23 protein-coding genes and 1 riboswitch are annotated in these 26,266 nt (G+C 38.8%); of the genes, 19 read left to right on the top strand and 4 right to left on the bottom strand.

The features are described 5' to 3' along the window. Nucleotides 1–101: 101 nt before the first annotated feature. Nucleotides 102–539: a DUF2147 domain-containing protein gene (locus I2F23_RS07555; protein WP_195771985.1), complete on the top strand. Its 438-nt coding sequence runs from the start codon at nt 102–104 to the stop codon at nt 537–539. Nucleotides 540–590: 51 nt separating this feature from the next. On the opposite strand, the gene I2F23_RS07550 is transcribed toward I2F23_RS07555, so the two are convergent. Both I2F23_RS07550 and I2F23_RS07545 read right to left on the bottom strand, forming a co-directional pair. Further along, nucleotides 591–941, bottom strand: a complete 351-nt coding sequence (locus tag I2F23_RS07550; RefSeq protein ID WP_195771984.1) for a Spx/MgsR family RNA polymerase-binding regulatory protein — start codon at nt 939–941, stop codon at nt 591–593. A gap of 495 nt (nt 942–1,436) precedes the next feature. Continuing rightward, nucleotides 1,437–2,258 carry an exodeoxyribonuclease III gene (locus I2F23_RS07545; protein WP_195771983.1) on the bottom strand — a complete coding sequence of 274 codons (822 nt, stop codon included), beginning with the start codon at nt 2,256–2,258 and terminating at the stop codon, nt 1,437–1,439. A 40-nt stretch (nt 2,259–2,298) separates the two neighbouring features. Here I2F23_RS07545 and pyrE point away from each other — a divergent pair, with 40 nt between their 5' ends. Continuing rightward, nucleotides 2,299–2,949, top strand: a complete 651-nt coding sequence (pyrE, locus tag I2F23_RS07540; protein WP_195771982.1) for an orotate phosphoribosyltransferase — start codon at nt 2,299–2,301, stop codon at nt 2,947–2,949. Nucleotides 2,950–2,976: 27 nt separating this feature from the next. Here pyrE and I2F23_RS07535 read toward each other — a convergent pair whose 3' ends face one another. Next, entirely contained in the window at nt 2,977–3,189 is a 213-nt protein-coding gene (locus I2F23_RS07535; protein ID WP_195771981.1) for a DUF1737 domain-containing protein, read from the bottom strand. A gap of 167 nt (nt 3,190–3,356) precedes the next feature. Here I2F23_RS07535 and I2F23_RS07530 point away from each other — a divergent pair, with 167 nt between their 5' ends. From I2F23_RS07530 to lpxC, 9 genes are all read left to right on the top strand, one after another. Then, nucleotides 3,357–4,178: a shikimate 5-dehydrogenase gene (locus tag I2F23_RS07530; protein ID WP_195771980.1), complete on the top strand. Its 822-nt coding sequence runs from the start codon at nt 3,357–3,359 to the stop codon at nt 4,176–4,178. A 41-nt stretch (nt 4,179–4,219) separates the two neighbouring features. Then, nucleotides 4,220–5,164, top strand: coding sequence for a glutathione synthase (gene gshB, locus I2F23_RS07525; RefSeq protein ID WP_195771973.1), 945 nt, complete (start codon nt 4,220–4,222; stop codon nt 5,162–5,164). Nucleotides 5,165–5,517: 353 nt separating this feature from the next. After that, complete coding sequence (murG, locus tag I2F23_RS07520; protein WP_195771972.1) at nt 5,518–6,615, top strand: undecaprenyldiphospho-muramoylpentapeptide beta-N-acetylglucosaminyltransferase; 1,098 nt, start codon at nt 5,518–5,520, stop codon at nt 6,613–6,615. 12 nt (nt 6,616–6,627) lie between these two features. After that, nucleotides 6,628–8,076, top strand: a complete 1,449-nt coding sequence (murC, locus tag I2F23_RS07515) for a UDP-N-acetylmuramate--L-alanine ligase (protein WP_195771970.1) — start codon at nt 6,628–6,630, stop codon at nt 8,074–8,076. 45 nt (nt 8,077–8,121) lie between these two features. After that, complete coding sequence (locus I2F23_RS07510) at nt 8,122–9,048, top strand: D-alanine--D-alanine ligase (RefSeq protein WP_195771968.1); 927 nt, start codon at nt 8,122–8,124, stop codon at nt 9,046–9,048. A 3-nt stretch (nt 9,049–9,051) separates the two neighbouring features. Continuing rightward, nucleotides 9,052–9,900 carry a cell division protein FtsQ/DivIB gene (locus tag I2F23_RS07505; protein WP_195771966.1) on the top strand — a complete coding sequence of 283 codons (849 nt, stop codon included), beginning with the start codon at nt 9,052–9,054 and terminating at the stop codon, nt 9,898–9,900. 72 nt (nt 9,901–9,972) lie between these two features. Further along, a complete protein-coding gene (gene ftsA, locus I2F23_RS07500) occupies nt 9,973–11,235 on the top strand; it encodes a cell division protein FtsA (RefSeq protein WP_195771965.1) in 1,263 nt (420 codons plus the stop codon). Nucleotides 11,236–11,404: 169 nt separating this feature from the next. Continuing rightward, nucleotides 11,405–12,601, top strand: coding sequence for a cell division protein FtsZ (gene ftsZ / locus I2F23_RS07495; RefSeq protein WP_195771963.1), 1,197 nt, complete (start codon nt 11,405–11,407; stop codon nt 12,599–12,601). A gap of 122 nt (nt 12,602–12,723) precedes the next feature. After that, the gene (gene lpxC, locus I2F23_RS07490) at nt 12,724–13,626 is read left to right on the top strand and encodes a UDP-3-O-acyl-N-acetylglucosamine deacetylase (RefSeq protein WP_195771961.1); all 903 of its coding nucleotides are present in this window, start codon (nt 12,724–12,726) and stop codon (nt 13,624–13,626) included. Between the two features lie 82 nt (nt 13,627–13,708). Here lpxC and I2F23_RS07485 read toward each other — a convergent pair whose 3' ends face one another. Next, nucleotides 13,709–14,149 (bottom strand): DUF721 domain-containing protein, encoded by a 441-nt coding sequence (locus I2F23_RS07485; protein WP_195771959.1) that lies wholly within the window; start codon nt 14,147–14,149, stop codon nt 13,709–13,711. A gap of 104 nt (nt 14,150–14,253) precedes the next feature. Between I2F23_RS07485 and I2F23_RS07480 the strand changes: the two genes are divergently transcribed. From I2F23_RS07480 to recJ, 8 genes are all read left to right on the top strand, one after another. Continuing rightward, complete coding sequence (locus tag I2F23_RS07480; protein WP_195771958.1) at nt 14,254–14,838, top strand: M23 family metallopeptidase; 585 nt, start codon at nt 14,254–14,256, stop codon at nt 14,836–14,838. Nucleotides 14,839–15,076: 238 nt separating this feature from the next. Then, nucleotides 15,077–17,794 carry a pyruvate dehydrogenase (acetyl-transferring), homodimeric type gene (aceE, locus tag I2F23_RS07475; protein ID WP_195771956.1) on the top strand — a complete coding sequence of 906 codons (2,718 nt, stop codon included), beginning with the start codon at nt 15,077–15,079 and terminating at the stop codon, nt 17,792–17,794. A 2-nt stretch (nt 17,795–17,796) separates the two neighbouring features. Further along, nucleotides 17,797–19,776, top strand: coding sequence for a 2-oxo acid dehydrogenase subunit E2 (locus I2F23_RS07470; RefSeq protein WP_195771955.1), 1,980 nt, complete (start codon nt 17,797–17,799; stop codon nt 19,774–19,776). Nucleotides 19,777–19,957: 181 nt separating this feature from the next. After that, nucleotides 19,958–20,088, top strand: a riboswitch (yybP-ykoY riboswitch). Between the two features lie 73 nt (nt 20,089–20,161). Continuing rightward, on the top strand, nt 20,162–20,737 hold the full coding sequence (locus tag I2F23_RS07465; RefSeq protein WP_195771953.1) for a TMEM165/GDT1 family protein: 576 nt from the start codon (nt 20,162–20,164) through the stop codon (nt 20,735–20,737). A gap of 181 nt (nt 20,738–20,918) precedes the next feature. After that, nucleotides 20,919–22,385 carry an IMP dehydrogenase gene (gene guaB, locus I2F23_RS07460; RefSeq protein ID WP_195771952.1) on the top strand — a complete coding sequence of 489 codons (1,467 nt, stop codon included), beginning with the start codon at nt 20,919–20,921 and terminating at the stop codon, nt 22,383–22,385. 150 nt (nt 22,386–22,535) lie between these two features. Continuing rightward, nucleotides 22,536–23,876: a phosphoglucosamine mutase gene (gene glmM / locus I2F23_RS07455; RefSeq protein WP_195771950.1), complete on the top strand. Its 1,341-nt coding sequence runs from the start codon at nt 22,536–22,538 to the stop codon at nt 23,874–23,876. After that, nucleotides 23,876–24,532: a pyridoxamine 5'-phosphate oxidase gene (gene pdxH / locus I2F23_RS07450; RefSeq protein WP_195771949.1), complete on the top strand. Its 657-nt coding sequence runs from the start codon at nt 23,876–23,878 to the stop codon at nt 24,530–24,532. Before glmM ends, pdxH begins: the two co-directional genes overlap by 1 nt. A 4-nt stretch (nt 24,533–24,536) precedes the next feature. Then, nucleotides 24,537–26,246, top strand: a complete 1,710-nt coding sequence (gene recJ, locus I2F23_RS07445) for a single-stranded-DNA-specific exonuclease RecJ (protein WP_195771947.1) — start codon at nt 24,537–24,539, stop codon at nt 26,244–26,246. Nucleotides 26,247–26,266 lie beyond the last annotated feature (20 nt).

Below are 26,266 nucleotides of genomic sequence, written 5' to 3'. Positions count from 1 at the left end.
TATTATGTCAGGCCAACATTCGTTCGTCACATGACAAAACTGCAATATTGTTTTTAATTTAAGTGTCCGAACGATAGGTTCATGTGATTGAGGATGTATAAATGAAAAAATTATGCTTAATTTTAAGTATGCTTGGTGCAGCGGTGACCGTACATGCTGCAGACCCTTTAAACGGAACGCTGTGGAAAACGATTGATGATGAAACAAATCAGCCAAAAGCTTTAGTTCGTTTTTCCGAGCAAAAAGATGGCATGCTTTTAGGAACCATTGAAAAAATTTTAGTACCTGGTGAAGATGGGCCATGCGAAGGATGTGAAGGACCTTATCATAACAAACCTTTAAAAGGTGTAAGTATCGTACATCATTTAAAAAGTATTGGTGGCGGACAATATGCCAATGGCGAAATTACCGATCCTAAAAATGGTAAGACTTATAGCTTAAAGGGTGAAATTCTAAATCAGGGAAAGACGCTTAAATTGAGAGGTTATTTGGGTATTTCACTGTTGGGTCGTAATCAAATTTGGCAACGTGTTCAATAAATGTAAATCTTTTAAGTCTGCATATACATATGCAGACTTAAAGTCAAAGGCTTAATCTTTTAGGGCTTTGTAGGCATCTTCATTAAATCCAACAATTAATCCATTTGGTGTTTCTAGTACAGGTCTTTTAATCATACTGGTATTGGCTTGAAGAGTTTTAATTAGTTGGGTTTCGCTTTCTAATGCATGTTCTTGTGCCTGAGCATCTAGTTTTCGCCAAGTCGTCCCTTTTTTATTTAAAATAACATCTTGCCCAGCTTCTTCTAGCCACTGCTTTAAATGCTCTTCATCTATTCCTAACTTTTTGTATTCATGAAATTCATATGATATTTCGAGCTGTGCCAATAAATCGAAAGCCTTCTTCATTGAGCTACAATTTTTTATGCCATAAATCTTTAACATAGTTGTGCTATTCCTAGTGATATAAGTACAAGCCTATCTAAGAATAGAGTAGATCTCTAGAGGTGATTTGGAAAAAATATTTTTGTGATATAAAATAGAGAAAACCCGCATTATATCATCCTGATTATGCGGGTCTCATGGTTTAACGTCCAGTGTCACATCCTTGAAAATAAATTAACGAGTTAACTTATTTTTTTCCATCCTACGGCTTCCAATCCTTGTGCTGTCATCCTGACATATCCCTTTGCCGTGCCCTTATATTGCGCTTATTTGAACAGAAAGCATAGACTCAAAAACGACAAAAGTTGTAGGTGATGAACCTATTCTGAGTGAACGAGTGTTCACAAATTAAATGAATTATCGAAATATATAGGTATATCATACAGCTACGATTTTATAAAACGATTATAAATATAAAGATATCTCATAAAATGAAATAGATATTGCTGAATAAAACATCTATTTCATTTTGAAAAAAAAACTAATGATTAGACGTTATGCAATTTTATAATCGATAATGACAGGTGCATGATCGCTATACCACTGTTCTCGATAGACCCAAGCATTTACAGTACGTGCTTTCCAATCTGGTGAACAAGCTTGATAGTCAATTCGCCAACCAACATTTTTTGCTCTGGCTTGCCCGCGGTTTGACCACCAAGAATAAAGTTCTGCCTCAGGGCGTACTTCTCTAAATGTATCAACATAGCCAAGCTCATCGTACATATGATCTAGCCATGCACGCTCATGAGGCAAACAACCTGATGAGTTTTTATTGCCTGACCAGTTTTTAATATCAATGCGTTTATGAACGATATTATAGTCACCACAAATAATGAGCGATTTATCTTCATCTCGCCATTGCTTTAAAATCTTTTGATAGTGTTCTAGAAATACTTCTTTCCTAGCTTGTGCCTCATCACCAGAAGAACCTGATGGAAGGTAAAGCGAGCAGATATAAACATTTTTATCTAAGCCTAGATCAAATTCGGCAGCAGTAAAACGGCCTTGACTGTCTGCAAGTTCGAAACCAAGTCCATCTTTTACAGACACAAAAGGTAAGCGGCTATAAATTGCTGTACCTGCATAACCTGCTTTTTCAGCAGGAAATAGGTGTGTGTGCCATCCTTCAGGCTTAAATTGATCTGTCCATTGCGCATGAGTTATACGACTTTCTTGAATGCAAACAACATCTGCATCTGATTGCTCAAGCCATTCAAGAAGCCCTTTTTTCACAGATGCACGTAGACCATTGACGTTAAGAGAAACAACTCGAAGAATTTTTTCATCACTTGGATAGTGATCCTTTGGTATCATATGCCAGTTTGACCTCAGTATCTAAAAAATGGAGCACCGCATGACAACGCCGAATCAATTTAACCCACAAGCTTTTATTGAACTTGCTCTATCACGTGGTGTGCTTAAGTTTGGTGAGTTTACTTTAAAATCGGGACGTGTGAGCCCTTATTTTTTTAATGCAGGCCTTTTGAATGATGGAGAAGCACTGTCTCTATTGGCGCAAGGTTATGCAGCACAGTTAACTACATGTAACGATGTGGAGGTCATTTTTGGACCTGCATATAAAGGCATCCCTTTTGTTGCAGCAACAGCAGTTGCTTTATCTCAACAATATAACCAAAGTGTACCATGGGGTTTTAACCGTAAGGAAGCCAAAGACCATGGTGAAGGTGGTGTTTTAGTCGGCGCCTCAGTGGCAGGCAAAAAAGTATGGATCATTGATGACGTGATTACAGCAGGTACAGCCATTCGTGAAGTGGTTGAGATTCTGAAAAATGCAGGTGCTAGTATTGCAGGTGTATTGGTTGCATTAGATCGTCAAGAACGTGGTCAAGGGGAACTTTCTGCAATTCAAGAAGTACAAAAAGAATTAGAAATCCCAGTACATGCACTTATTACGATGAAAGATCTAATGGATTATTTAGAACAAAAAGGTGATCTAGAATCACTTGCTGGTATGCAAGCCTATCGTGTCAAATACGGTATTTAAAATATAAGGAGCTGAAAAGCTCCTTTTTTATGATTCGGCTTTGAGTGCTGCAATAATATCGGTATCTTCTTGATAGTCTTTGGTAACTTCTTTACATACTGCTTGTCCAACAATTATATTTTCGCCATTAAATGACATGGTTGGCGATCCATAAAGCTCCCATCCTAAATTCAATGCTTTTGTAACACGTGCACAAAATGCTGAGTCATCTACACCTGTCAGATAACGATATAGTTTCATAGTTGAATACTCAAAAATTAAATTAATTTGCCATCATGACAGATCTATATTTTAAATTTAATCAATCGTTGTAAATATTTTACAGATGAAGACGTTTGTGATGTGTTTTAAGCTCGAAATGCTAGTATCAATACTCATGGAAATAATATTTAAAGGGAATAAAAACGATGAGAATTAACAAGGATACTATTCTATGCATGTCACTTGCTGCTAAGCCAAGTAATTTTGGGACACGATTTCATAATTATTTATATGAAGCGCTTAATTTGAATTTTATGTACAAAGCTTTTGCACCGCATTGTATTGAGCAAGCGATACAAGGAGTACGTGGATTACCCGTTCGTGGCTGTGCTGTTTCCATGCCGTATAAAGAGGTTGTTATTCCTTTAGTCGATGAAATAGATTTATCTGCACAAGAGATTCATTCTGTAAATACCATTGTAAATACAGAGGGCGTATTAAAAGCATATAATACTGACTATATTGCAATACAAAAAATTATTGAAAAACATGCAATCAATCCGAGTAGTTCATTTGTTTTAAAAGGTAGTGGAGGAATGGCCAAGGCCGTAGCTTTTGCATTAAAAAATAAAGGGTTTAAAGAAGGTATCATTCTGGCAAAAAATGAAGTGTCAGGTTCTGCACTTGCTCAAGCAACCGGTTATATCTGGAAAAAAGAGTTGTCAGAGACTGACAAAATAGATCTATTAATTAATGCAACTCCAATTGGTATGCAGGGGGCAGGATATGAACAAATGCTTTCTTTTTCAGAAATGGCAATACAACGTGCCCAGATCATTTTTGACGTTGTTGCCTTGCCTGAGAATACACCTTTAATTCAGGTTGCTCAAAAATATAATAAAAAAATAATTTCTGGTTCAGAAGTGTTCGCTTTACAAGCACTGGAACAATTTTATCTATATACAGGAGTTTATCCTGAAAAAGAATTATTTGATGCAGCAGCAGCCTTTTCTCGTACGGGTGTATAGCAGTATGATGAACTAAATTTTAATTGAATGAGAAGAAAATAATGCGTGTACTTGTAGTGATGGATCCGATTGAGCAAGTCAATGTAAAAAAAGACTCGACAATGGCAATGTTATGGGCAGCCTCTCGCCGTGGTCACGAGCTTGGTTATGTACTACAGCAAGACTTATATATCAATCATGGTAAAGCATTTGGCCTTATTTCACCGCTTCAAGTTTTTGAAAAATCAGAAAAATACTATGAGTTAGGTGAGAAGCAATCGCAATCTTTGGCTGAATATGATGTGATCTTAATGAGGAAAGATCCTCCTTTCGACATGAACTTTGTATATACAACGTATATCTTAGAGCAGGCAGAAAGAGAAGGTGCGTGGGTAATCAATAGACCTCAATCGTTAAGAGATTGTAATGAAAAATTATTCGCAACGCAGTTTCCTCAATTGCAGGTTCCTACACTGGTGACTTCTCAGCAATCGCTCATTCGTGAATTTATTCAAACGCATGAAGATGTGATTGTAAAACCACTCGATGGTATGGGGGGGAGTGGAATATTTCGTTTAAGTGCACAAGGCGCAAATATTGGTTCAACATTAGAAATGCTGACTGAACTAGGTAAACAGCCAATCATGGCGCAACGTTATATTCCCGAAATTACTGCAGGTGATAAACGTATTTTAATGGTAAATGGTGAGCCTATTCCGTATTGCTTGGCACGTATTCCACAAAATGGTGAAGTTCGAGGTAATTTAGCTGCAGGTGGACGAGGGGAGGCAAGACCACTTACAGAGAAAGACAAAGAAATCGCTGCACAAATTGGTCCTTTTTTACGTGAAAAGGGTTTAATTTTTGTTGGACTAGATGTCATCGGTGATTATGTCACTGAAATTAATGTAACAAGTCCAACATGTATTCGTGAAATTGATACTCAATTTGGAACCTCTATTGCCGATACCTTGTTTGATGTCCTTGAAAAAGGTCGAACAGCTTAATCGAAAAAACAAAGATGAGTGTTCTTTAGATGATGCTCATCTTTGTGAGATTGTTTGTGTTTTTAATAAAAAAAGAGAAGCTGGCTTGTAACAAGGCTGTTATGCAGAGTAGACTAGTAAGTACATTATGTGAAAATCATCTTTTGCAAGTATTTGCTTGAAAATAGCTTGGTTTTTACATAAGGCATAAATTACTGAATGTGTGATACACAGTAATTTAGTGAATTTATTATATAGACAATAAAATTTAACTAAATTTGTTTAAACGATGTGAAAATCGTTCACGCAATAAGTAGTTTATGATTACAATAAGACCCGAAAATCTATAGTTTTATAGCTGAAGTATTATACACGTGAGCAATTCTCAAAAGCCCCAATCTAAACATATTCTTATGATGGCCGCAGGAACTGGAGGACATGTCTTTCCAGCGCTCGCCGTCGCTAAATTATTACAACAACAAGGGCATCAAATCTCATGGCTTGCAACGCCAAATGGTATGGAAAATAGGTTACTACAAAATGAAAATATTCCTATTTATCGTATAAATATTCAAGGTGTGAGAGGAAATGGCTTTATTCGAAAAATTGTTGCACCTTTTAAAGTGTTAAAAGCAACATTAGGTGTAATTAAAATTATTCAACAACAAAAAATAGACGTTGTTGCAAGCTTTGGAGGGTATGTTGCAGGGCCAGGTGGTTTAGCTGCACGTGCACTCGGTATTCCTGTATTAGTTCATGAGCAAAATGCGATTGCAGGTTTTACAAATCTTCAATTGGCACGGATGGCAAAGAAAATATGTCAGGCATTTCCAAAAACTTTTCCTGAGAGTGAAAAAGTCGTAACGACGGGTAATCCAGTACGTTGTGAAATTGCACAGACATTGAGTCCTGCTTGGCGTTATGAACAACGTGAAAAGGAAAATGCGCCGCTTAACATTTTAGTTGTTGGTGGATCTTTGGGAGCACAGGCATTAAATGAAACTTTGCCTGAAGCCTTTAAAAGGTTGACTGTGCCTTTGCATATTACACATCAGTGTGGTCAACAAAAACTAGAAGCAACACAAGCACAGTATGAAAATTTACCAAAACATATACAGGTAGATGTTGTTCCTTTTATTGAAGACATGGCTAAAGCATACAGTGATGCGGATCTAATTGTCTGTCGAGCAGGTGCCTTGACGGTTACTGAAGTTGCGACCGCTGGTGTGGCTGCTATTTTTATTCCACTACCAAGTGCTGTAGATGACCATCAGACTGCAAATGCACGCTTCTTATCTGATATAGGTGCGGCAAAGCTTTGTCCTCAAGCAACATTTACGGTGGATCATGCAGTTGAGGTACTTACACCACTCATGAGTCGTGCATCATTATCTGAAATGGCAGTAAAAGCGCGTCAACATGCGCAACCAAATGCGACAGAAAAAGTCGCTCATTTAATTGAAACACTATAGTTAGAGAGTTATATGTCTCCAGCAATCCCTGCTCAACAAGCAAAAAAATTAATTAAAGTTCCTGAAATGCGTCGTATTAAGCATATTCATTTTGTAGGTATTGGTGGTGCTGGTATGTGTGGTATAGCTGAGGTTTTGAAAAACCAAGGTTACCATGTATCAGGTTCTGATATTAAAGCTTCAAAAACCACAGCCCAACTAGAAAAAGATGGCTTAGCAGTATTTATTGGCCATGCTGCTGACAATATAAAAAATGCTGATGTGATTGTGGTTTCAACAGCAATTGATCGTGAAAATCCTGAAGTCAAAGCGGCTATAGAACAACGCATCCCTTTAGTGCGTCGTGCAGAAATGCTAGGCGAGTTAATGCGCTATCGTCATGGTATTGCGGTTGCAGGTACACATGGAAAAACGACAACGACCAGTTTACTGACTACAATGCTTGCGGAAGAGAATTTTGATCCTACATATGTGATTGGTGGACTGCTAAATAGTACTGGTGTAAATGCAGCTTTAGGAGAAAGTCGTTTCATTGTTGCGGAAGCAGATGAATCAGATGCATCTTTTCTGCATTTACAACCTATGGCAGCAATTATTACCAATATAGATGCAGATCATATGGATACCTATGAGGGTAGCTTTGATAAGCTCAAAGACACTTTTGTAGAGTTTACTCGACGTCTTCCATTTTATGGCTTGGCAGTGGTTTGTGGTGATGATGCAAACATTAGAGAAATTATGCCAAGATTGGCAAGACCTATACTGACGTATGGTTTTGGTGAAGATAACGATATTCGTGCGATTGATATATTACAAGATGGGATGCAGTCACACTTTACCGTGTTGCGTAAAGGTCACGAGCCATTACGGTTAACGATTAATCAGCCAGGATTACATAACATCTTAAATGCCTTAGCTGCAATAGGTGTTGCAACAGATGAAGGTGTATCTGATGGTGCAATCAGTCGTGCCTTAGCAGGATTTAGTGGTGTTGGGCGTAGATTCCAAATTCAAGGTGAATATCCGCTTAATGAAGGGACGGTAAAACTTGTAGATGATTATGGTCATCATCCGAAAGAAGTGGATGCAACGATTAAAGCTGCACGCCAAAGCCATCCCGATCGACGTTTAGTGATGGTATTTCAACCCCATCGTTTCTCAAGAACACGAGATTGTTTTGACGATTTTGTAGATGTTCTCTCTGAGGTTGATCAACTTATTTTATTAGAAGTATATCCAGCAGGTGAAAAACCAATTGTTGGTGCGGATAGTCGTGCATTGGCACGCAGTATTCGTCTACGTGGTCAGGTCGAGCCAATACTCATAGATCCAATTGATGAAAAGCACCTTGAAAATGTTATTAAAAGCGTATTACAGTCCAATGACTTGGTGCTCACACAAGGTGCGGGTAACGTAGGTGCTATTTCTGCAGATTTAGCACAGAAAAAATTGTTTCTGTAATTTCAAGCTATCTGGTTTTTATTCATATTGTGTAAGGAAATAAACGTGTCAAATGCTTCTAAATTCGGCAAAGTCGCGGTGTTACTTGGAGGTCGTTCTGCTGAAAGAGACGTCTCTTTAGACAGTGGAAACTCTGTGCTTGCATCTTTATTGCGTTCAGGTGTTGAGGCTGAAGCATTTGATCCTAAAGTGCGTTCTGTCACTGAACTTGTGAACTATGATCGTGCATTTATTGTACTGCATGGCCGAGGTGGTGAAGATGGTCAGATTCAAGGTGTACTTGAATGGCTGAACCTTCCCTATACAGGAACAGGTGTACAGGGCTCTGCCATTGGTATGGATAAAGTTAAAACAAAACAAATTTGGCAGGGAAGTGACTTACCGACAGCACCTTATCGTATTGTAACGAAAGATACTTTAGCTAAAGATGTGATTGATGCGCTTGGATTGCCATTGATTATTAAACCAGTACATGAAGGTTCAAGTATTGGAATGAGCAAAGTTGAAAAAGCAGAAGACTTTGCTTTAGCTATTGAAAAAGCAACGGCACTTGATGATGTTGTTATGGCTGAAAAATGGATTACAGGAAAAGAGTATACTATTGTGGTTTTAAATGGTCAGGCTTTACCTGTTATTCGACTACAGCCACCTGAAGACGTTGCTTTTTATGATTACGATGCAAAATATCAGCGTAATGATGTGCAGTATGGTATTCCAAGTGGTTTGTCTAGTGAAGATGAAGAAGTATTACAATCTTTAACCTTACGTGCTTTTCAGGCAGTCGGTGCAAGTGGGTGGGGACGTATAGACGCAATGCGCGATGAACATGGGAATTTTTGGTTACTTGAAGTGAATACTGTACCAGGAATGACCAGTCACTCTCTTGTTCCTAAAGCTGCGCAAGCTGTTGGCTACAGTTTCGATGCATTATGTTTGGCTATCTTAGAGCAAACACTTAAGGTGGCTGACTAGTTTATGGCTCAACTACCTGCAGCAATGCGCCGTAAACGTACGGCAGCAGTGACATCTATTCACGATAAGCCGCCCTCTAAAAAGGAAAAAATAGCAAATATTGGTGGATGGCTTTTACTTGTATTTGCAACTGTCATCGCATTAGTTGGTGTGTATGGGCTGTATAAGGTGATTACAGATGCACATGTTGCAGATTTGGATGTTGTAGGTGTTGATTCTTCTGTAGAAAAACGGCAGGTAGTGAGCTATGTTCAACCTGTGGTAAAAAACAATTATTTTACTGCAGATTTAGAGCAAATTCGTGATCGTGCTTTAGAAATTTCATGGATTGACCATGTGGTTGTTTCTCGTGCATGGCCAGATCAGATTCGTTTACGTATTATTCCTCAGCATCCTGTGGCTCGCTGGGGAACAGGTCGTCTTTTAAGTGATAATGGTACGGTGTTTAAAGAAGCTGTACCGCAAAATCATAATAATCTGCCATTACTGCATGGACCTGCAAGTCAGGCTCAATTAATGATGCGAAGATATAATGAGATTAATCAGTTGTTCCAACCTTTAAATTTACACTTAAAGGAGTTGTATCTTACAGAGCGGATGACGTGGTTTATGCAGTTTGATACAGGTTTAAGAATTATTGTTGACCAAGATCAAACAATGAGTAAACTGCAACGTCTAAGTCAAATGGCATCTAGAGACTTACAACCAGTATGGGCACAAATCGCGACAATTGATTTACGTTATAGAAATGGGTTATCTATTCAATGGAAAGGACGTCCACCAGTATTTCATGGACAATTTGTTGTAACGAATAATGACAGTAGCATTGCAGCTAAACAGAAGACCAAGTGATAATATGCGGTTTTTTAATATAACAGGCGGTCAATACGCCAAAACTAAATGATAAATGAATGGTATTAGGTAATGAGTGACGCTGTTTCCTCAGTTGTAGCAATAGATATTGGAACGCATAAGATTGCTGTTCTAATTGGAAAGGTACATGCACCAGACAACATTGAAGTTGTGGGTATGGCCACCGCGCGAAACCGTGGAATGAGTAAAGGTAAAATTGTAAGTTTGGATAAAGTGATTTCTGCAATAAAAAATGCAGTATCCGAGGCTGAAGATATGGCTGAATGCCGTATCCATTCAGCATGGGTCTCTATTCCAAGTACTGATTTGAAAAGCTTTTATGCGGTGGGCACAACATCTATTATTAACCCAGAAAAAATTATTACAACAAACGAAGTTGTGCGTGCATTAGAGCTCGCAAAAGAGCAATATATTATACCAGACTACTACTTATCTAGCGCCGTTCCTTTAGGTTTTGAATTAGATGGTACGGATCAGTGGGTAGTGAATCCTGTAGATATGTCTGCACAGCAAATTACTGGTCACTATCAGTTGATGATGTTACCCATTCATACGATGCAAAATTTAGATCGTGCAATGAAAGGTGCTAGTATAGGCGTCGAGAAGATGATTATTTCTTGTCTGCCAATAGCTGAAGCAAGTTTATTGCAAGATGAAAAAGATTATGGTGTTTGTCTGATTGATATCGGTGCAAGTACAACGAACGTTGCTGTATATTTAGATGGTCGACTTGCATTAACACAGACTTATACCATTGGTGGTGAAAATGTAACCCGAGATATTGCTGCTGTCCTACAGACGACGACAGAAGAAGCGGAAAGACTTAAAGTTTTACATGGTTGTATCGATTTACATGCAGTAAAGCCAGATCATATGATCCAAGTGCATGGTATTGAAGGTCCTCAGACAATTAGTCGTATAGAACTCAGTGAAATTATTATAGCGCGCTATGAAGAGATCTTAAATAAAGTTCGTTATGACTTAGAGGCGACAGGAGCCATTCATGGGTTGTATCATGGTATTGTGTTAACAGGTGATGCTTGTCAAATTGAAGGTATGATTAGCTTTACACGTAAAATCGTTGGTATTTCTGCACATCTTGGTAACGCACCAATTGCGGTAACAGCAGCAGATGAATTACTTCCTGCACTTAGACGATCTCAGTATGCAACAGCAGCTGGGTTACTTATGTACAGTCAGAGTGAAACATCAGAGGCATTTGATGTAGAAAGTGATGAAGTAGATCAAACGTTTGTAGAGCGTTTAAAAAGTGGATGGAATACATTAAACAATAAGCTGAAGTCAATTTTTTGAGTTAAATTCAGTTTAGACATTGTTGGGATGTTGTAAGTGAGAGCGTTCATGCTTGACAAAGGTAACCCTCTCGCTTCATCCTAAAAAAAATTTGTATTTTTAGTTATGAAGTGCAAGGCAGTATACGGGCTCAAGTGACTGCCAATAAACATTAGGAACACTCAAGGTCATGGCCTCATTTGAATTTTTAGACGACGAACAAGTTGATGGTAACGGTCAAGCCCGTTTCACTGTATTTGGTGTTGGGGGTGGCGGTGGTAACGCTGTTCAACACATGGTGCAATCTGACATTAAAGGTGTGAAGTTTGTTTGTGCAAATACAGATAAACAAGCACTCGATCGTATGAACGCACCTTTTAAAATCCAACTTGGTGAGCAAAGCACTCGTGGTTTGGGTGCAGGTGCAAACCCTGAAGTGGGTCAAATTGCAGCAGAAGAAAGCCGTGAGCAAATTCGTCAGCACCTAGAAGGTGCAGACATGGTATTTGTAACTGCAGGTATGGGCGGTGGTACAGGTACAGGTGCTGCGCCAGTGGTTGCAGAAGTTGCTAAAGAGATGGGGCTACTTACGGTTGGTGTGGTGACTACACCATTTAACTTTGAAGGTCGTCGCCGCCAAAAATCTGCTGAAAAAGGGATTGAAGCTTTAGAACAGTTTGTAGATTCGTTAATTATTATTCCTAACGAACGTCTACTAAATGTGTATGGCGATATTTCAATGCAAGATGCTTATCGTAAAGCAGATGATGTTTTACTTAGCGCTGTACGTAGTATTTTTGATCTTGTTGTGCGTCCTGGGCATATTAACCTTGACTTTGCTGACTTAAAAACAGCAATGAGCACACGTGGTTATGCAATGATGGGTGAGGGTAAAAGCTCAGGTCCTGAGCGTGCTGAAGAGGCAGCTCGTTTGGCTATTCGTAGCCCATTGCTAGATAACGTAAATATTATGAATGCTAAGGGTGCGCTCATTAATATTACAGGTGGTAATGACGTTACTTTACGTGAAACCCAAATCATTACTGACGTAGTCAATCAGATTGTTGACTTAGATGAAGGTGAAATTTTCTTCGGTACAGTATTTGACCCTGAAGCACGCGATGAAATTCGTGTTACTGTCATCGCAACTGGTCTGACACGTAATGCAAATAAGCAAGAATCTAGACCTTCAAAAGTTGCTGTACATCAGGCGGCTCACCAACAGGCTGCACGTCAGCAACCAGTGTCTGAAGATGAGATTCCTGCGATTCAAAGACAGCAACAGGCTGAAAATGCATCACAACATGAGCCAACGGCAGCACAGTCGAATTCAAGACCTAGTCCAATGAGTATTCAAGAATACCTTAAAAAACAACAAGGTAGGTAATATTTGTTTAGCCGATAGGTTTAATCTGAAAAAAGGTAGGTGTTTCATCTACCTTTTTTCTTTTTTATCAATGGCTAAATGTGCTAACGTATAGCGGATTTATAGGTAGAAGATGAGTACAGATGTTGAAACAGCGTACCCTCAAACGTGTTGTTAAAGCCAGCGGAATTGGTTTGCATAGCGGACAAAAAGTCATGATTAATTTTGTGCCGCATACGGTTGATTCGGGCATTGTTTTTCGTCGTATAGATGTCAATCCGCCTGTAGACATTCCTGCAGATGCAATGCTAATACAAGAAGCATTTATGTGTTCGAACCTGATTCAGGGTGACTTTAAAGTAGGTACAATTGAGCATGTGATGAGTGCGATTGCAGCACTAGGCATAGATAACTTAATTGTTGAAGTTTCAGCCTCAGAAGCACCTATTATGGACGGTAGTGCAGGGCCATTTATTTACTTGCTTATGCAAGGTGGACTTGTTGAGCAAGACGCCCCGAAAAAATTTATTAAAATTTTAAAACCTATCGATGCTCAGATTAATGATAAAACTGCAAAATTTTCACCACATGAAGGTTTTCAGCTGAACTTTACAATAGATTTTGATCATCCTGCTTTTGCGAGAGAATACCAATCGGCCACCATCGATTTTTCTACTGAAACTTTTGTGTATGAAGTAAGTGATGCGCGTACCTTTGGTTTTATGAAAGATTTAGATTTTTTAAAAGCGAATAATTTAGCTTTAGGTGCAAGTTTGGAAAATGCCATTGGAGTAGATGAAAATGGTGTCGTGAATGAAGAAGGTTTGCGTTATAACGATGAATTCGTTCGTCATAAAATTTTAGATGCTGTAGGCGATCTTTATTTGTTAGGTTATCAAGTTATTGCAAAATTTGATGCTTATAAATCGGGGCATGCGCTAAATAATCAGTTATTGCGCAATGTTAAAAATGATCCTTCTTCTTATGAAATTGTAACATTTGATGATATAAAAAACTGTCCTATTCCTTATGTTAGTGTAATTTAAGCATTTAATTTTAAAATTATGGCTATTGAAATATAGCAAGTAAAATTGATCATTTAGATAAAAACCATAATAATTGGGTGGTCTATTTTTTACGGTTTACAAAGTTAAGTAGTGCTTGGCTAAGTTTAGGGTCTGTAACAAAACTTGCTGCACTTTCAAGCATGCTTTGAGTTTCTTGAGGAAGAGGAACAGCATCTTTCTGAGTTTCTTTGGGTTTGGGCTGAAAGCGCAACCTTACATGGATTTTTTCTAAGTCTTTAAAGTCATCTAATTGAGATAACTTTTGTATATAGTTTTTTTGCAGGTAACCGAGCTGACTCACCATTGCTTGATTTTCACCAGTAATTGTTAAGATACCATGTTGATAACATGCGATTTGCCAATCTTCTGGTTGAGGCAATATGGGTTGAATAATCTTTGTAAGCTTTTGCCAGTAAGCCACTTGCTGGGTTAAGTGTTTTACGTTACTTGATTTATTTATTTTTTTATTTGCTGTTTCGAAAAACTTGGTGGGTTGTGACATTTCATAACTCTCATTTAATACCAAATGAGATGTTAATGGAATTATGCGTATTCAAACAAGGGTTCTGAAACGATTTAGGTTAAACCCACATATTGGGAACATTTATGCGCCGTATTTTTTTTGCCTTGTCCGTCCTTGCATCTACCCCTTTTGCTTATGCAGATTTGATTGAAAATTATAGTAGTCAACGAATAACTGAATCACGTGAACAGCAGAATCGTTTAAAAGATAAGACGAATGTTGTTTCAAATATTGCTGCGAAAAATAGCCGATTCTCAGAAAAAAATGCCGTCATGAATTGGCTAACACAGCATCCATTACCCAACGCACGTATGAGCTCTGATTTTGGAGAGCGTGTGATGTTTGGAAAAAGAGAAGGTCATTCAGGCGTTGATTTTGCCGCACCGACAGGTACACCTATTGTCGCTTCGGGTTCTGGATTAGTTGTACGTGCTGGATGGGTGACAGGTTACGGTCAATTTGTAGAAATTAACCATGGAAACGGTTACCTTACACGTTATGGACATGCCTCACGCCTTTTAGTGAAAGTAGGAGATCGTGTAGAGGCTGGAGAGGAAATTGCAAAAGTAGGTTGTACAGGGAGATGTACAGGTTCACATTTACATTATGAAATTGTACTTGATGGAAAGCGTAAAAACCCTGAAACTTATTTAGCAATGTTGCCATAAGTTGCATATAAAAACTGATGTATAATATGGCCAGTAAAATCTCTATAAGCTAGAAAAATAGGGCTTTATCATAAAATGACTTACATCGTAATTTTATGTTTAAAGTGGTTTAAATCCATCGGTATTTATTTACGAAATGTCGAGATATAGTTGTATTCAAATGTAACCATTACTTATAGCCATGAAAACATGGTAAAACTATAAGCGGTTATTGATAATGATTAAGGAAAGGTGAAATATGGCGTATTATGGTGATTCCGACGCTCAAGAAACCCAAGAATGGCAAGATGCCTTTGATTCTGTTTTACAACATATGGGTACAGAACGTGCCGCTTTCTTATTAGAAAAATTGTATCAGCAAGCTGTTGCTAAGCATGTCCCAATCCAGCGTCTTAATACGCCATATTTAAATACGATCTCAGTTGAAGAAGAGCCTGCTATGCCAGGTGACTCTAGTATGGAGCGTCGTATTCGTGCACTTATCCGTTGGAATGCCTTGGCGATGGTGTTACGTGCAAATAAAACAGGTGACGATTTAGGCGGTCACTTAGCAAGTTTTGCATCTTCGGCAACACTTTATGATGTTGGTTTTAACCATTTCTTCCGTGCCAATAGTGATAACTTTGGCGGTGACATGATTTACTACCAAGGCCACTGCGCACCTGGTATTTATGCACGTTCATTCTTAGAAGGTCGTTTAACAGAAGAACAACTGGGTAATTTCCGTCGTGAAGTAAACGGAAATGGCTTACCAAGCTACCCACACCCTTATTTAATGCCTGACTATTGGCAGTTCCCAACTGTTTCAATGGGACTTGGGCCAATTATGTCAATTTATCAAGCACACATTCAAAAATATTTGATGAATCGTGGTTTGATTAAAGAAGAAGACCGTAAGGTATGGGCATATCTTGGCGATGGTGAAATGGATGAACCTGAAAGCTTAGGTGCTATTTCTCTTGCTGGGCGTGAAAAGTTAGATAATCTTATTTGGGTTGTAAACTGTAACTTACAACGCCTAGATGGTCCTGTACGTGGTAATGGTAAGATTATACAAGAATTAGAGTCTTTATTCCGTGGCGCAGGTTGGCGCGTTATTAAAGTGGTATGGGGTCGTCAGTGGGATCCACTACTTGCAAAAGATCATTCAGGTGCACTAAAAGCATGTATGGATGAAACTGTAGATGGCGATTACCAGCGTTATCAAGTGAAAGGTGGTGCTTATACACGTGAGCATTTCTTTGGTAAATATCCTGAGTCTGAAGAGCTTGTAAAACACTTAAGTGATGATGATATTGACGCATTACAACGTGGTGGACATGATCCTCATAAAGTATATGCTGCCTATGCGGCGGCGACACAAAGCAATGGTCAACCAACAGTTATTCTTGCTAAAACTGTCAAAGGTTATGGTCTTTCTGACGAAATCGAAGCAGTGAACAAGACGCATCAGATTAAAAAGATGCAGTTAGAATCACTAAAATACTTCCGTAACCGCTTTAACCTGCCGTTTAATGATGAGCAATTAGAAGAATTACCATTCTATCGTCCAAGTGAAAACTCACCTGAGATGAAATATCTTAAAGCGCGCCGTGAGTCACTCGGTGGCTACTTACCTGCGCGTCGTAAAGAAAGTGCTGCTTTACCAATTCCTGAGTTGTCTGTATTTGATGCTGTGTTAAAAGGAAGTGGTGGTAAAGAACAATCGACTACCATGGTTTCTGTGCGCTTAATTTCTGCTTTACTTAAAGAAAAAGCACTGAAAAATCATGTTGTACCTATTGTTCCCGATGAAGCACGTACATTCGGTTTAGAGGGTATGTTCCGTCAGCTTGGTATTTATGCTGCACATGGTCAGAAATATACGCCTGAAGACCAAGAGCAACTGATGAACTATCGCGAAGCAAAAGATGGTCATATGTTGCAAGAAGGAATTAATGAAGCAGGTGCAATGAGTGCATGGGCTGCATTAGCAACAAGTTATTCAACCAATAACTTGCCAATGATTCCAATGTATATGTATTACTCAATGTTTGGTTTCCAACGTATTGGTGATATTGCTTGGGCAGCAGGCGATGCACAAGCACAAGGTTTCTTGTTCGGTGCAACAGCAGGTCGTACTACCTTAAATGGTGAAGGTTTACAGCACCAAGACGGTCACTCGCATATTCTTGCAGGAACAATTCCAAACTGTGTATCTTACGATCCATGTTTTGGTTATGAACTTGCTGTAATTATGCATGATGGTCTAAAACGTATGTACGCAGACCAAGAGCGTGTGTTCTATTACTTAACATTAATGAATGAGAACTACGAACACCCACCAATGCCACAAGGCGTTGAAGAGGGAATTAAACGTGGTATGTATTTATTTGAAGAAGATGAAAAAGCAACTGTTCAGCTACTCGGTTCAGGCGTTATTTTGCGTGAAGTGATTAAAGCTGCAAAAATTCTTCGTGATGAATACCAAATTCACTCAAACGTTTGGAGTGTTACAAGCTTTAATGAGCTTGCGCGTGATGGTATGGTATGTGAAGAACATAATCGCCTACATCCGATGGATGAAACAGCACAAGAATCTTGGGTGTCACAGCAATTGCGCCCGACAGATGGTATTGTTGTTTCAGCAACAGACCATATGCGTGCCTATAGTGAACAAATTCGTGCATATCTTCCAGACAACCGCCCATATGTAACATTAGGGACAGATGGTTTCGGTCGTTCAGATACACGTGCAAACCTTCGTAGCTACTTTGGTGTAGATGCTGCACATATTGTTGTTGCAACACTGAAGAAACTAGCAGACGAAGGTGAAGTAGATAACCGCTTAGTTAAAGATGCTATTTCATCATTTGAGTTAGATACGGATCGTCCTGTTGCATGGGCACCACAAGCGCATCCTGAAGTACAACCCGTTGCTGAGTATCGTGAAGATCAAGCAGGTGAGGAGAACTAAGCATGGAAATCAAAACACCTGATATTGGTGTCGATAAAGCAACTGTTGGCGAAATCCTTGTTCAAGTTGGCGATACCATTGCAGAAAATGACAGCATTATTGTTGTAGAGTCAGATAAAGCAACTGTTGAAGTACCAAGTACTTCAGCAGGTGTAGTGACCAAAATTCTTGTAAAAGAGGGCGATGAAATCGGAGAAGGTGTTCCACTTCTTGAAATATCATCTTCAGAGCAACAATCTGCCGCACCAAGTGAACCAAAAAAAGAAGAGAAAGTAGAACCATCTGCAACGCAAGTTTCTACCCAAGAAAAAGTAGAAACAGCGCCTGTTCAGACATCGACTTCTTCACAAGTGGTTGATATTCAAGTACCTGATATTGGTGTTGAAAAAGCAACTGTTGGCGAAATTCTTGTCAAAGTTGGTGACACGATTGAAGAAAATGACAGTATTGTTGTTGTAGAGTCGGATAAAGCAACCGTTGAAGTACCGTGTACCTCTGCAGGCGTTGTTGAAAGCATTGAAATTAAAGAAGGTGATTTAATCCAAGAAGGTGTTGTTCTTATTAAGTTAAAAACAACAACTACTTCAAAAGATGCTGCCCCTGTTACATCGGCACCTCAGCAAGTAGAAAAGTCTGCTGAGCCAACAGTGCAAGTACAAGAAGAACCATCTACTCAAGCATTAGGTGGTTCTGTTGAAATGACAGTACCAGACCTTGGTGTTGATCAAGCGGCTATTGCTGAAATATTAGTAAAAGTTGGTGACACGATCGAAAAAGATGACAGCATTATTGTTGTAGAGTCGGATAAAGCAACTGTTGAAGTACCAAGTACCGAGTCAGGTGTGGTTACTGCTTTACATGTTGAAGTTGGACAGACTGTTAAACAAGGTGTGAAACTTGCAACGATTGAGGTGAAGGGTAGTTCAAAAGCATCACAAGTGAATGCGCCTGTTGCACCGCAAGCGACTGCGCCTAAAGCTTCATCTGCACCACAACAAGTTGTAGAGAAAACTTCTTCTGTCGAAGCACACTCATCTACTGAAAAACTAACGAAGCAACAACAAGCAGACAATGCCAAAGTATATGCAGGCCCTGCTGTACGCAAACTTGCACGTGAGTTAGGTGTAGTACTTGCTGAAGTGAAAGCATCAGGTCCACATGCACGCTTAATGAAAGAAGATGTTTTTGCTTTTGTTAAACAGCGTTTAACAGAAAAACCTAAAACTGCTGAAGCAACGACTACAGCACCAGCTGCTGGATTACCAAAGTTACCTGATTTTACGGCATTTGGTGGTGTTGAAGAAAAGCCAATGACACGCCTACAGCAAGTTTCTGTACCGCAATTGTCATTGAATAACTTTATTCCGCAAGTTACACAGTTTGATCATGCTGATATTACTGACTTAGAAGCATGGCGCGGTGAACTTAAAGGTGGCTTTAAACAGCAAGGCATAAGCTTAACCATTCTTGCATTTATTGCAAAAGCTGTTGCACACCTTCTTAAAGAAGAGCCTTATTTTGCTGCACATTTAGCAGATGATCAGAAAAGTGTCTTACTTCGTAACGAAATTCATATGGGCATTGCAGTGGCAACACCAGATGGATTGACAGTACCAGTTATTCGTAATCCAGATCAAAAATCAATTAAAGATATTGCAATTGAATTGGGTGAACTGAGCAAAAAGGCGCGTGAGAAGAAACTTTCTCCAAAAGATTTACAAGGTGCAAACTTTACAATTACGAGTTTAGGTAGCATTGGTGGAACAGCGTTTACACCACTTGTAAATTGGCCACAAGTTGCGATTTTGGGTATTTCACCTGCAACGATACAACCTGTTTGGAATGGTAAAGATTTTGATCCACGTTTAATGTTACCGTTGTCGCTGTCTTATGACCATCGTGTAATTAACGGTGCAGATGCAGCACGATTTACAAATAAGCTGACGAAATTATTAAATGATATTCGTTCACTTTTACTGTAAATAATACATATAAAAAGGCCTCGCTTTAGCGGGGCTTTTTTATATTTAAAAACGATAAATATAAATCAATAAGAATTTATAAAACAAATAATTAAGATTATTTTAAGGTTTGTTTCAAAATAAAATTAAACCAACCATTTTAGTAGGGATTGCAATATTAAAAAAAACTTATATAATTATCAGTAACTTCATTGGGGAGTAGCCGCTATTTACAGTTATTGTAAATAGATGATGATCAACATACTTGTTCTATCGAACATGGTCATCATAGCAAAGAACCAAATTTTTCTTTTGTTGGCAAGACCTTTGATTTATCACTCTGCAACTTTTTGGCTGGCAGGAGAGATGAATCATTGGTAGCTATTGCCAGCCAAGGAAAACATATATGTATGCCTTCCTAATATCCGTTGCAGTTGTTGCTCTTGCAGAAATGGGCGACAAAACACAACTTCTTGCCTTATTACTTGCCGCACGTTTTAGAAAACCTGTTCCAATTTTAGCAGCAATTGTTATTTCAACGACAATTAATCATGGGGTGTCTGCTGTTTTGGGGCAGTGGCTCACCACTGTTGTGAGTCCAACCACGATGGTGTGGGTTTTAGCACTTGGTTTTATTGGTATGGCAATTTGGATGCTTATTCCAGATAAATTAGATGACGGTCAAGAAAGTATTAATCAATGGCAACGCTTTGGTGTGTTTGGTGCCACCTTTATTTTATTTTTTCTTGCAGAAATTGGTGACAAAACACAAATTGCTACTGTCGCGCTTTCTGCACGTTTCGATAGTATTTGGACGGTATTGCTAGGAACTACGATTGGAATGATGATTGCAAATGCACCTGCTGTATTTATTGGAGATCGTTTGGCAGGAAAATTACCAATTGCGCTCATTCATAAAATTGGAGCAGTTATTTTCTTATTGGTGGGTATAAGTACGCTGATTCAACATTATTATTTTTAGTTCTTTAGAGAACCAAAATGCAGTATTTGTTAAAAATACTGCATTTTTCTTTTATTTTAAATCAGTTAAATATGATAAAAACAAGCATCACATCAAGTATTTAAAAGAAATTAAAAGAAACGATGCAATTTAAAATAAAATTTGTTTATAATAGCTCACGGAATTAACCAGTGAGATTGTTATGCTAACCATCATTCAAGAAGCGCTAACCTTCGATGATGTCCTTTTAGTGCCTGCCTATTCTACTGTCCTCCCAAAAGATGTTTCTCTAAAATCGCGTTTAACACGTGATATCCACCTGAATGTTCCTCTTGTTTCTGCTGCAATGGATACGGTAACTGAAGCTCGTATGGCAATTGCAATGGCTCAAAATGGTGGTATTGGTATTATTCATAAAAATATGGATATTGCTGCACAAGCGGCTGAAGTTCGTCGCGTTAAGAAATTCGAAGCGGGTATGGTCAAAGACCCTATTACTGTTACACCAGAAACCACAATACGTGAACTGATTGCAATTAAACAAGCAAATAACATTAGCGGTTTGCCTGTTGTTAAAGATGGTCGTGTTGTTGGGATTATTACTGGGCGTGACACACGTTTTGAAACCAATTTAGAACAGCCTGTTAGTAATTTAATGACGACACAAGAACGTTTGGTAACTGTGCGTGAAGGCGAATCTAAAGAAAATATTCAAGCATTATTACAAAAACATCGTATTGAAAAAGTGTTAGTGGTTGACGATAACCAAGCGCTTAAAGGTTTAATTACAGTCACTGACTTTCGTAAAGCAGAGTCTTACCCAAATAGCTCAAAAGATCATTTAGGTCGTTTACGTGTGGGTGCAGCAGTAGGTACTGGTGCAGAAACACCATCTCGTGTTGAAGCTTTAGTTGAAGCCGGCGTAGATGTGATTGTGGTAGATACTGCACATGGTCATTCAGCAGGTGTAATTGATCGTGTAAACTGGGTGAAGAAAAACTTCCCACAAGTGCAAGTGATTGGTGGAAATATCGCGACTGGCGATGCTGCGCTTGCTTTACTTGATGCTGGTGCCGATGCTGTAAAAGTTGGTATTGGACCGGGTTCTATTTGTACAACACGCATTGTTGCAGGTATTGGTGTACCACAAATTTCTGCAATTGATAGTGTTGCAAATGCGCTTAAAGATCAAATTCCGCTTATTGCAGATGGTGGTATCCGTTTCTCTGGCGATATGTCTAAAGCCATTGGTGCTGGTGCAAGTACGATTATGGTAGGTTCTTTACTTGCAGGTACTGAAGAAGCACCAGGTGAGGTAGAATTTTTCCAAGGTCGCTATTATAAAGCATACCGTGGTATGGGCTCTTTAGGTGCAATGGCAGGTTCTTCAGGTTCAGCTGACCGCTATTTCCAAGATGCAAAAGCAGGTGCAGAAAAGCTTGTTCCAGAAGGTATTGAAGGTCGTGTGCCGTATAAAGGTACTATGGGTGCAATCCTACATCAAATGATGGGTGGCCTACGCTCATCTATGGGTTATACAGGTTCTGCAACAATTGATGACCTTCGTCAAAATGCAAAATTTGTGAAAATTACTTCTGCAGGCATGAAAGAGTCTCATGTGCATGATGTGACTATTACGAAAGAAGCACCAAACTATCAGCTAGGTTAATTTATACTTTAAGTAAATTAACTGTAGGAAAACCGTCATTGTGATGACGGTTTTTTTATTTTTGGTGTAAAGTATTTCAAATTGTGAATATGAATTGGGTATAAATCTATAGATTGCCCACAGTAAAAGTTTTGACTGTATGAGAGACGCATGAGTTATTTTGGCACAGATGGTATACGTGGAAAATTTGGACAGCTTCCAATTACACCAGAGTTTGCATTAAAACTAGGATTTGCTGCTGGTAAAGTATTAAAGCAACATAGTTTTAATCATAAACCTGTGGTGGTGCTTGGCAAAGATACACGTCTTTCGGGATATATTTTAGAGTCAGCATTACAGTCAGGTTTAAATGCTGCGGGTGTTTATGTACATTTGCTTGGTCCATTGCCAACACCTGCAATTGCACACTTAACACGTGCATTACATGCCGATGCGGGTATCGTGATTTCTGCATCGCATAACCCGTATTTTGATAATGGAATTAAGTTCTTTTCATCTGAAGGAAAGAAACTTCCAGATACAATTCAGGATGAAATTAATAGCGAGCTTGAAAAAGAAATTGTCATTGAAAACACAGCAGATCTTGGAAAAAGCGTCCGAGTAAAAGATGCGAATGGTCGTTATATTGAGTTTTGTAAATCGACATTTCCTTACCATTATGATTTAAGAAATCTAAAAATTGTAGTCGATTGTGCCAATGGTGCGGCTTACAACGTTGGTCCAGCCGTATTCAGAGAACTTGGGGCAAAAGTTGTTACGATTTATAATGAGCCGAATGGTTTAAACATTAATGAAGATTGTGGTTCAACACACCCACAGGCTTTACAAAAAGCAGTCCTTGAGCATCAGGCCGATTTAGGGGTTGCTTTTGATGGTGATGCAGATCGTGTTGTATTGGTAGATCATCGGGGAAATTTAGTAGATGGCGATCATATTCTTTATATTTTAGCGACAAAAGCAAAAAAGAAACCTGTAGGTATTGTGGGCACTGTCATGAGTAATATGGCATTTGAGCTTGCGCTTCGAGAAGCAGATGTTCCATTTGTACGTGCAAATGTTGGTGATCGATATGTATTGCAAGCACTTGCAGAAAAACAATGGAGTATTGGCGGAGAGCCATCAGGTCATATTCTCACGTTAGATAAAAGTACAACAGGCGATGCGATTATCGCAACATTACAAGTACTGACTGTCATGGTTTATCAGAAAAAATCATTGCATGAATTGACGGCAGAATTAAAATTATTCCCTCAGGTTTTGGTAAATGTACGGTTAGATAAAATGATTGACCCGTTTGCTATACCTCATTTGAATCAAGCATTCAAAGACGCTGAAAAACAGCTCGAAGGTCGTGGTCGCCTACTTATTCGTAAATCTGGTACAGAACCGATGATTCGCGTCATGGTTGAAGGTGAACATGCAACTGAAGTCACTGCTTTAGCCAATGATTTGGCTGATTTAATTCGTAAATATGCTGAGGAAAATGTTTGATGACTGATACGATTAAAGATTTAAGTGAGCTACGCTTAAGCTATGAGCAAGGTGAGCTAACAGAAAATCAGGTTTCTCAAGATCCACATCAGCAATTCTTAAATTGGTTTAATTTTGCATTGGAAGCTCAACTTCACGAACCTTATGCAATGTCTCTTGCAACCGCAGATCGAGAAGGGCATCCACATGTAAGAACTGTACTATTACGTGGTGCAACAGAGCGTGGATATGACTTCTATACAAACTATGATAGTCAAAAAGGATTAGATCTTGCAGAAAATGCATTTGCAGAAATTCTATTTTATTGGCCAAGTCTAGAGCGTCAAGTCCGTATTCATGGTCAAGTAATTAAAATTTCTGAGCAAGAGTCTGTAGATTATTACCATAAAAGACCAAGAGATAGTCAAATTGCTGCACATGTGAGTACACCTCAAAGTGGTACAATTGAAAGCAGGGAAAAACTTCAGCAAAAATTTGAACATTTGTCAGAAGCGCTTCAACAGCAACAGACCTTAGACAAACCAAATTTTTGGGGAGGTTATCGCCTTCAAGCGACGTCTTATGAGTTTTGGCAAGGCCGTCCTAATCGCTTGCATGACCGTCTTCAATATATTAAACAAGATACGACTTGGGTTCTCCAACGTTTAATGCCATAAATTTATGCTCCATATTCGTCAAAGACCACTTAAAACAAGCCCTGAAAAGTTTCTAGGGCTTTCGCCATTTATAGCTAACCTTTTAGCACGTCGTTCTATTCATTCAGTTTCAGAATTGGAACTTAAGTTACCTAAGCTTCTTCCTCCCACTTTAAAAGACTTGGATAAAGCGGTAGGACTGCTAAATAATGCGATAGATTTACAAGAGAAAATTGTCATCGTAGGTGACTATGATGCAGATGGTGCGACCAGTACAGCAATTATGGTGTTGATTTTGCGTGCTGTAGGCGCATATGTTGAATATGTTGTTCCTGATCGTTTTAAATACGGTTATGGGCTGACTGCTAAAATTGCAGATTTGGTCCAAGAGATGTACCAGCCAAATTTATTGGTTACGGTTGATAATGGAATTTCAAGTCATGAAGGTGTGCAAAAGGCACAGACCTATGGCATGAAGGTGATTATTACAGATCATCATTTAACTACGAAACAGCCACCAAATGCAGAGGCTGTCGTTAATCCAAATCAATTAGACTGTAATTTTCCGAGTAAATCTCTGGCAGGTGTGGGCGTTGCCTTTTATGTCTTGGCTAGCCTAATGAGACTACGTAAACAGCAAGGTAAATCAATTACATCGGTGACGCAGTATCTAGATTTAGTTGCGTTAGGTACGTATGCAGACGTCGCTACACTAGATTATAACAACCGTATTTTAATCCAAACAGGTTTAAAACAAATTCAAGCAGGGCATTGTCGTGCGGGTATTTTAGCACTACTCGATGTTGCAGGACGTGACTTTTCAGCGCTAACTGCACAAGACCTAGGTTTTGTTTTAGGGCCAAGACTAAATGCGGCAGGACGTATGGATAGCATGCGTATAGGTATTGACTGCTTGTTGTCAGAAAACTTTTCTCAAGCTTATACATTGGCAAGACAGTTACAACAACTAAATTTAGACAGGCGACAAGTTGAAACTGAAATGAAAGAGGAAGCCCTAACAGCTTTAGCTCAAATTCAGTTAGATGCTACACAGCTTCCAAGTGCTTTGGTCTTATTTGAACCACATTGGCATCAAGGCGTTATAGGAATTGTTGCTGGTCGATTAAAAGAGCAGTTCCATCGTCCAAGTATTGTGTTTGCACCAGATGAAGATGGTATTCATATTAAAGGGTCTGCACGTTCTGTCGAAGGTATTCATATTCGAGATATGATTGAGCAGGTGGCAGAAACACATCCTCATCTTGTTCGTTACTTTGGTGGTCATGCAGCAGCAGCAGGATTAACCATAGAAAAGAAATATTTTAATGAGTTTAAATCTTGTTTCGAACAATTGATAGCTCAGGTCGATCAACAGCTTTTAGAGGCAACGATTTGGACGGATGGACAGCTTGAAGATAAATACTTTAACTTGCACACCATTGAGGATATTGAAAAATTAGGACCATGGGGACAAAATTTTCCATCGCCAGTATTTGAAGGTACTTTTAAACTGATCAATTATCGATGGTTAAAAGATAAACATCTTAAGCTGACATTACAGCTTGTATCTGGACAAGAACTTGATGCGATTGTATTTAATGCAAAAGATAGATTTGAATTTAATGAGCAAAGTGATCAGGTTTATTTGGTATATACCTTGGATAAGAATGAATATAATGGCAGAGTAAGTGTACAGTTGAAAGTTACGTATTTATCTTCTGCAGCTACTTTATGAATTTGATTGAGATCATATAT

The sequence above is a fragment of the Acinetobacter pollinis genome (assembly GCF_015627175.1).
GTDB classification, from domain to species: domain Bacteria; phylum Pseudomonadota; class Gammaproteobacteria; order Pseudomonadales; family Moraxellaceae; genus Acinetobacter; species Acinetobacter pollinis.
This window is presented reverse-complemented; position numbering and strand designations above follow the sequence as displayed.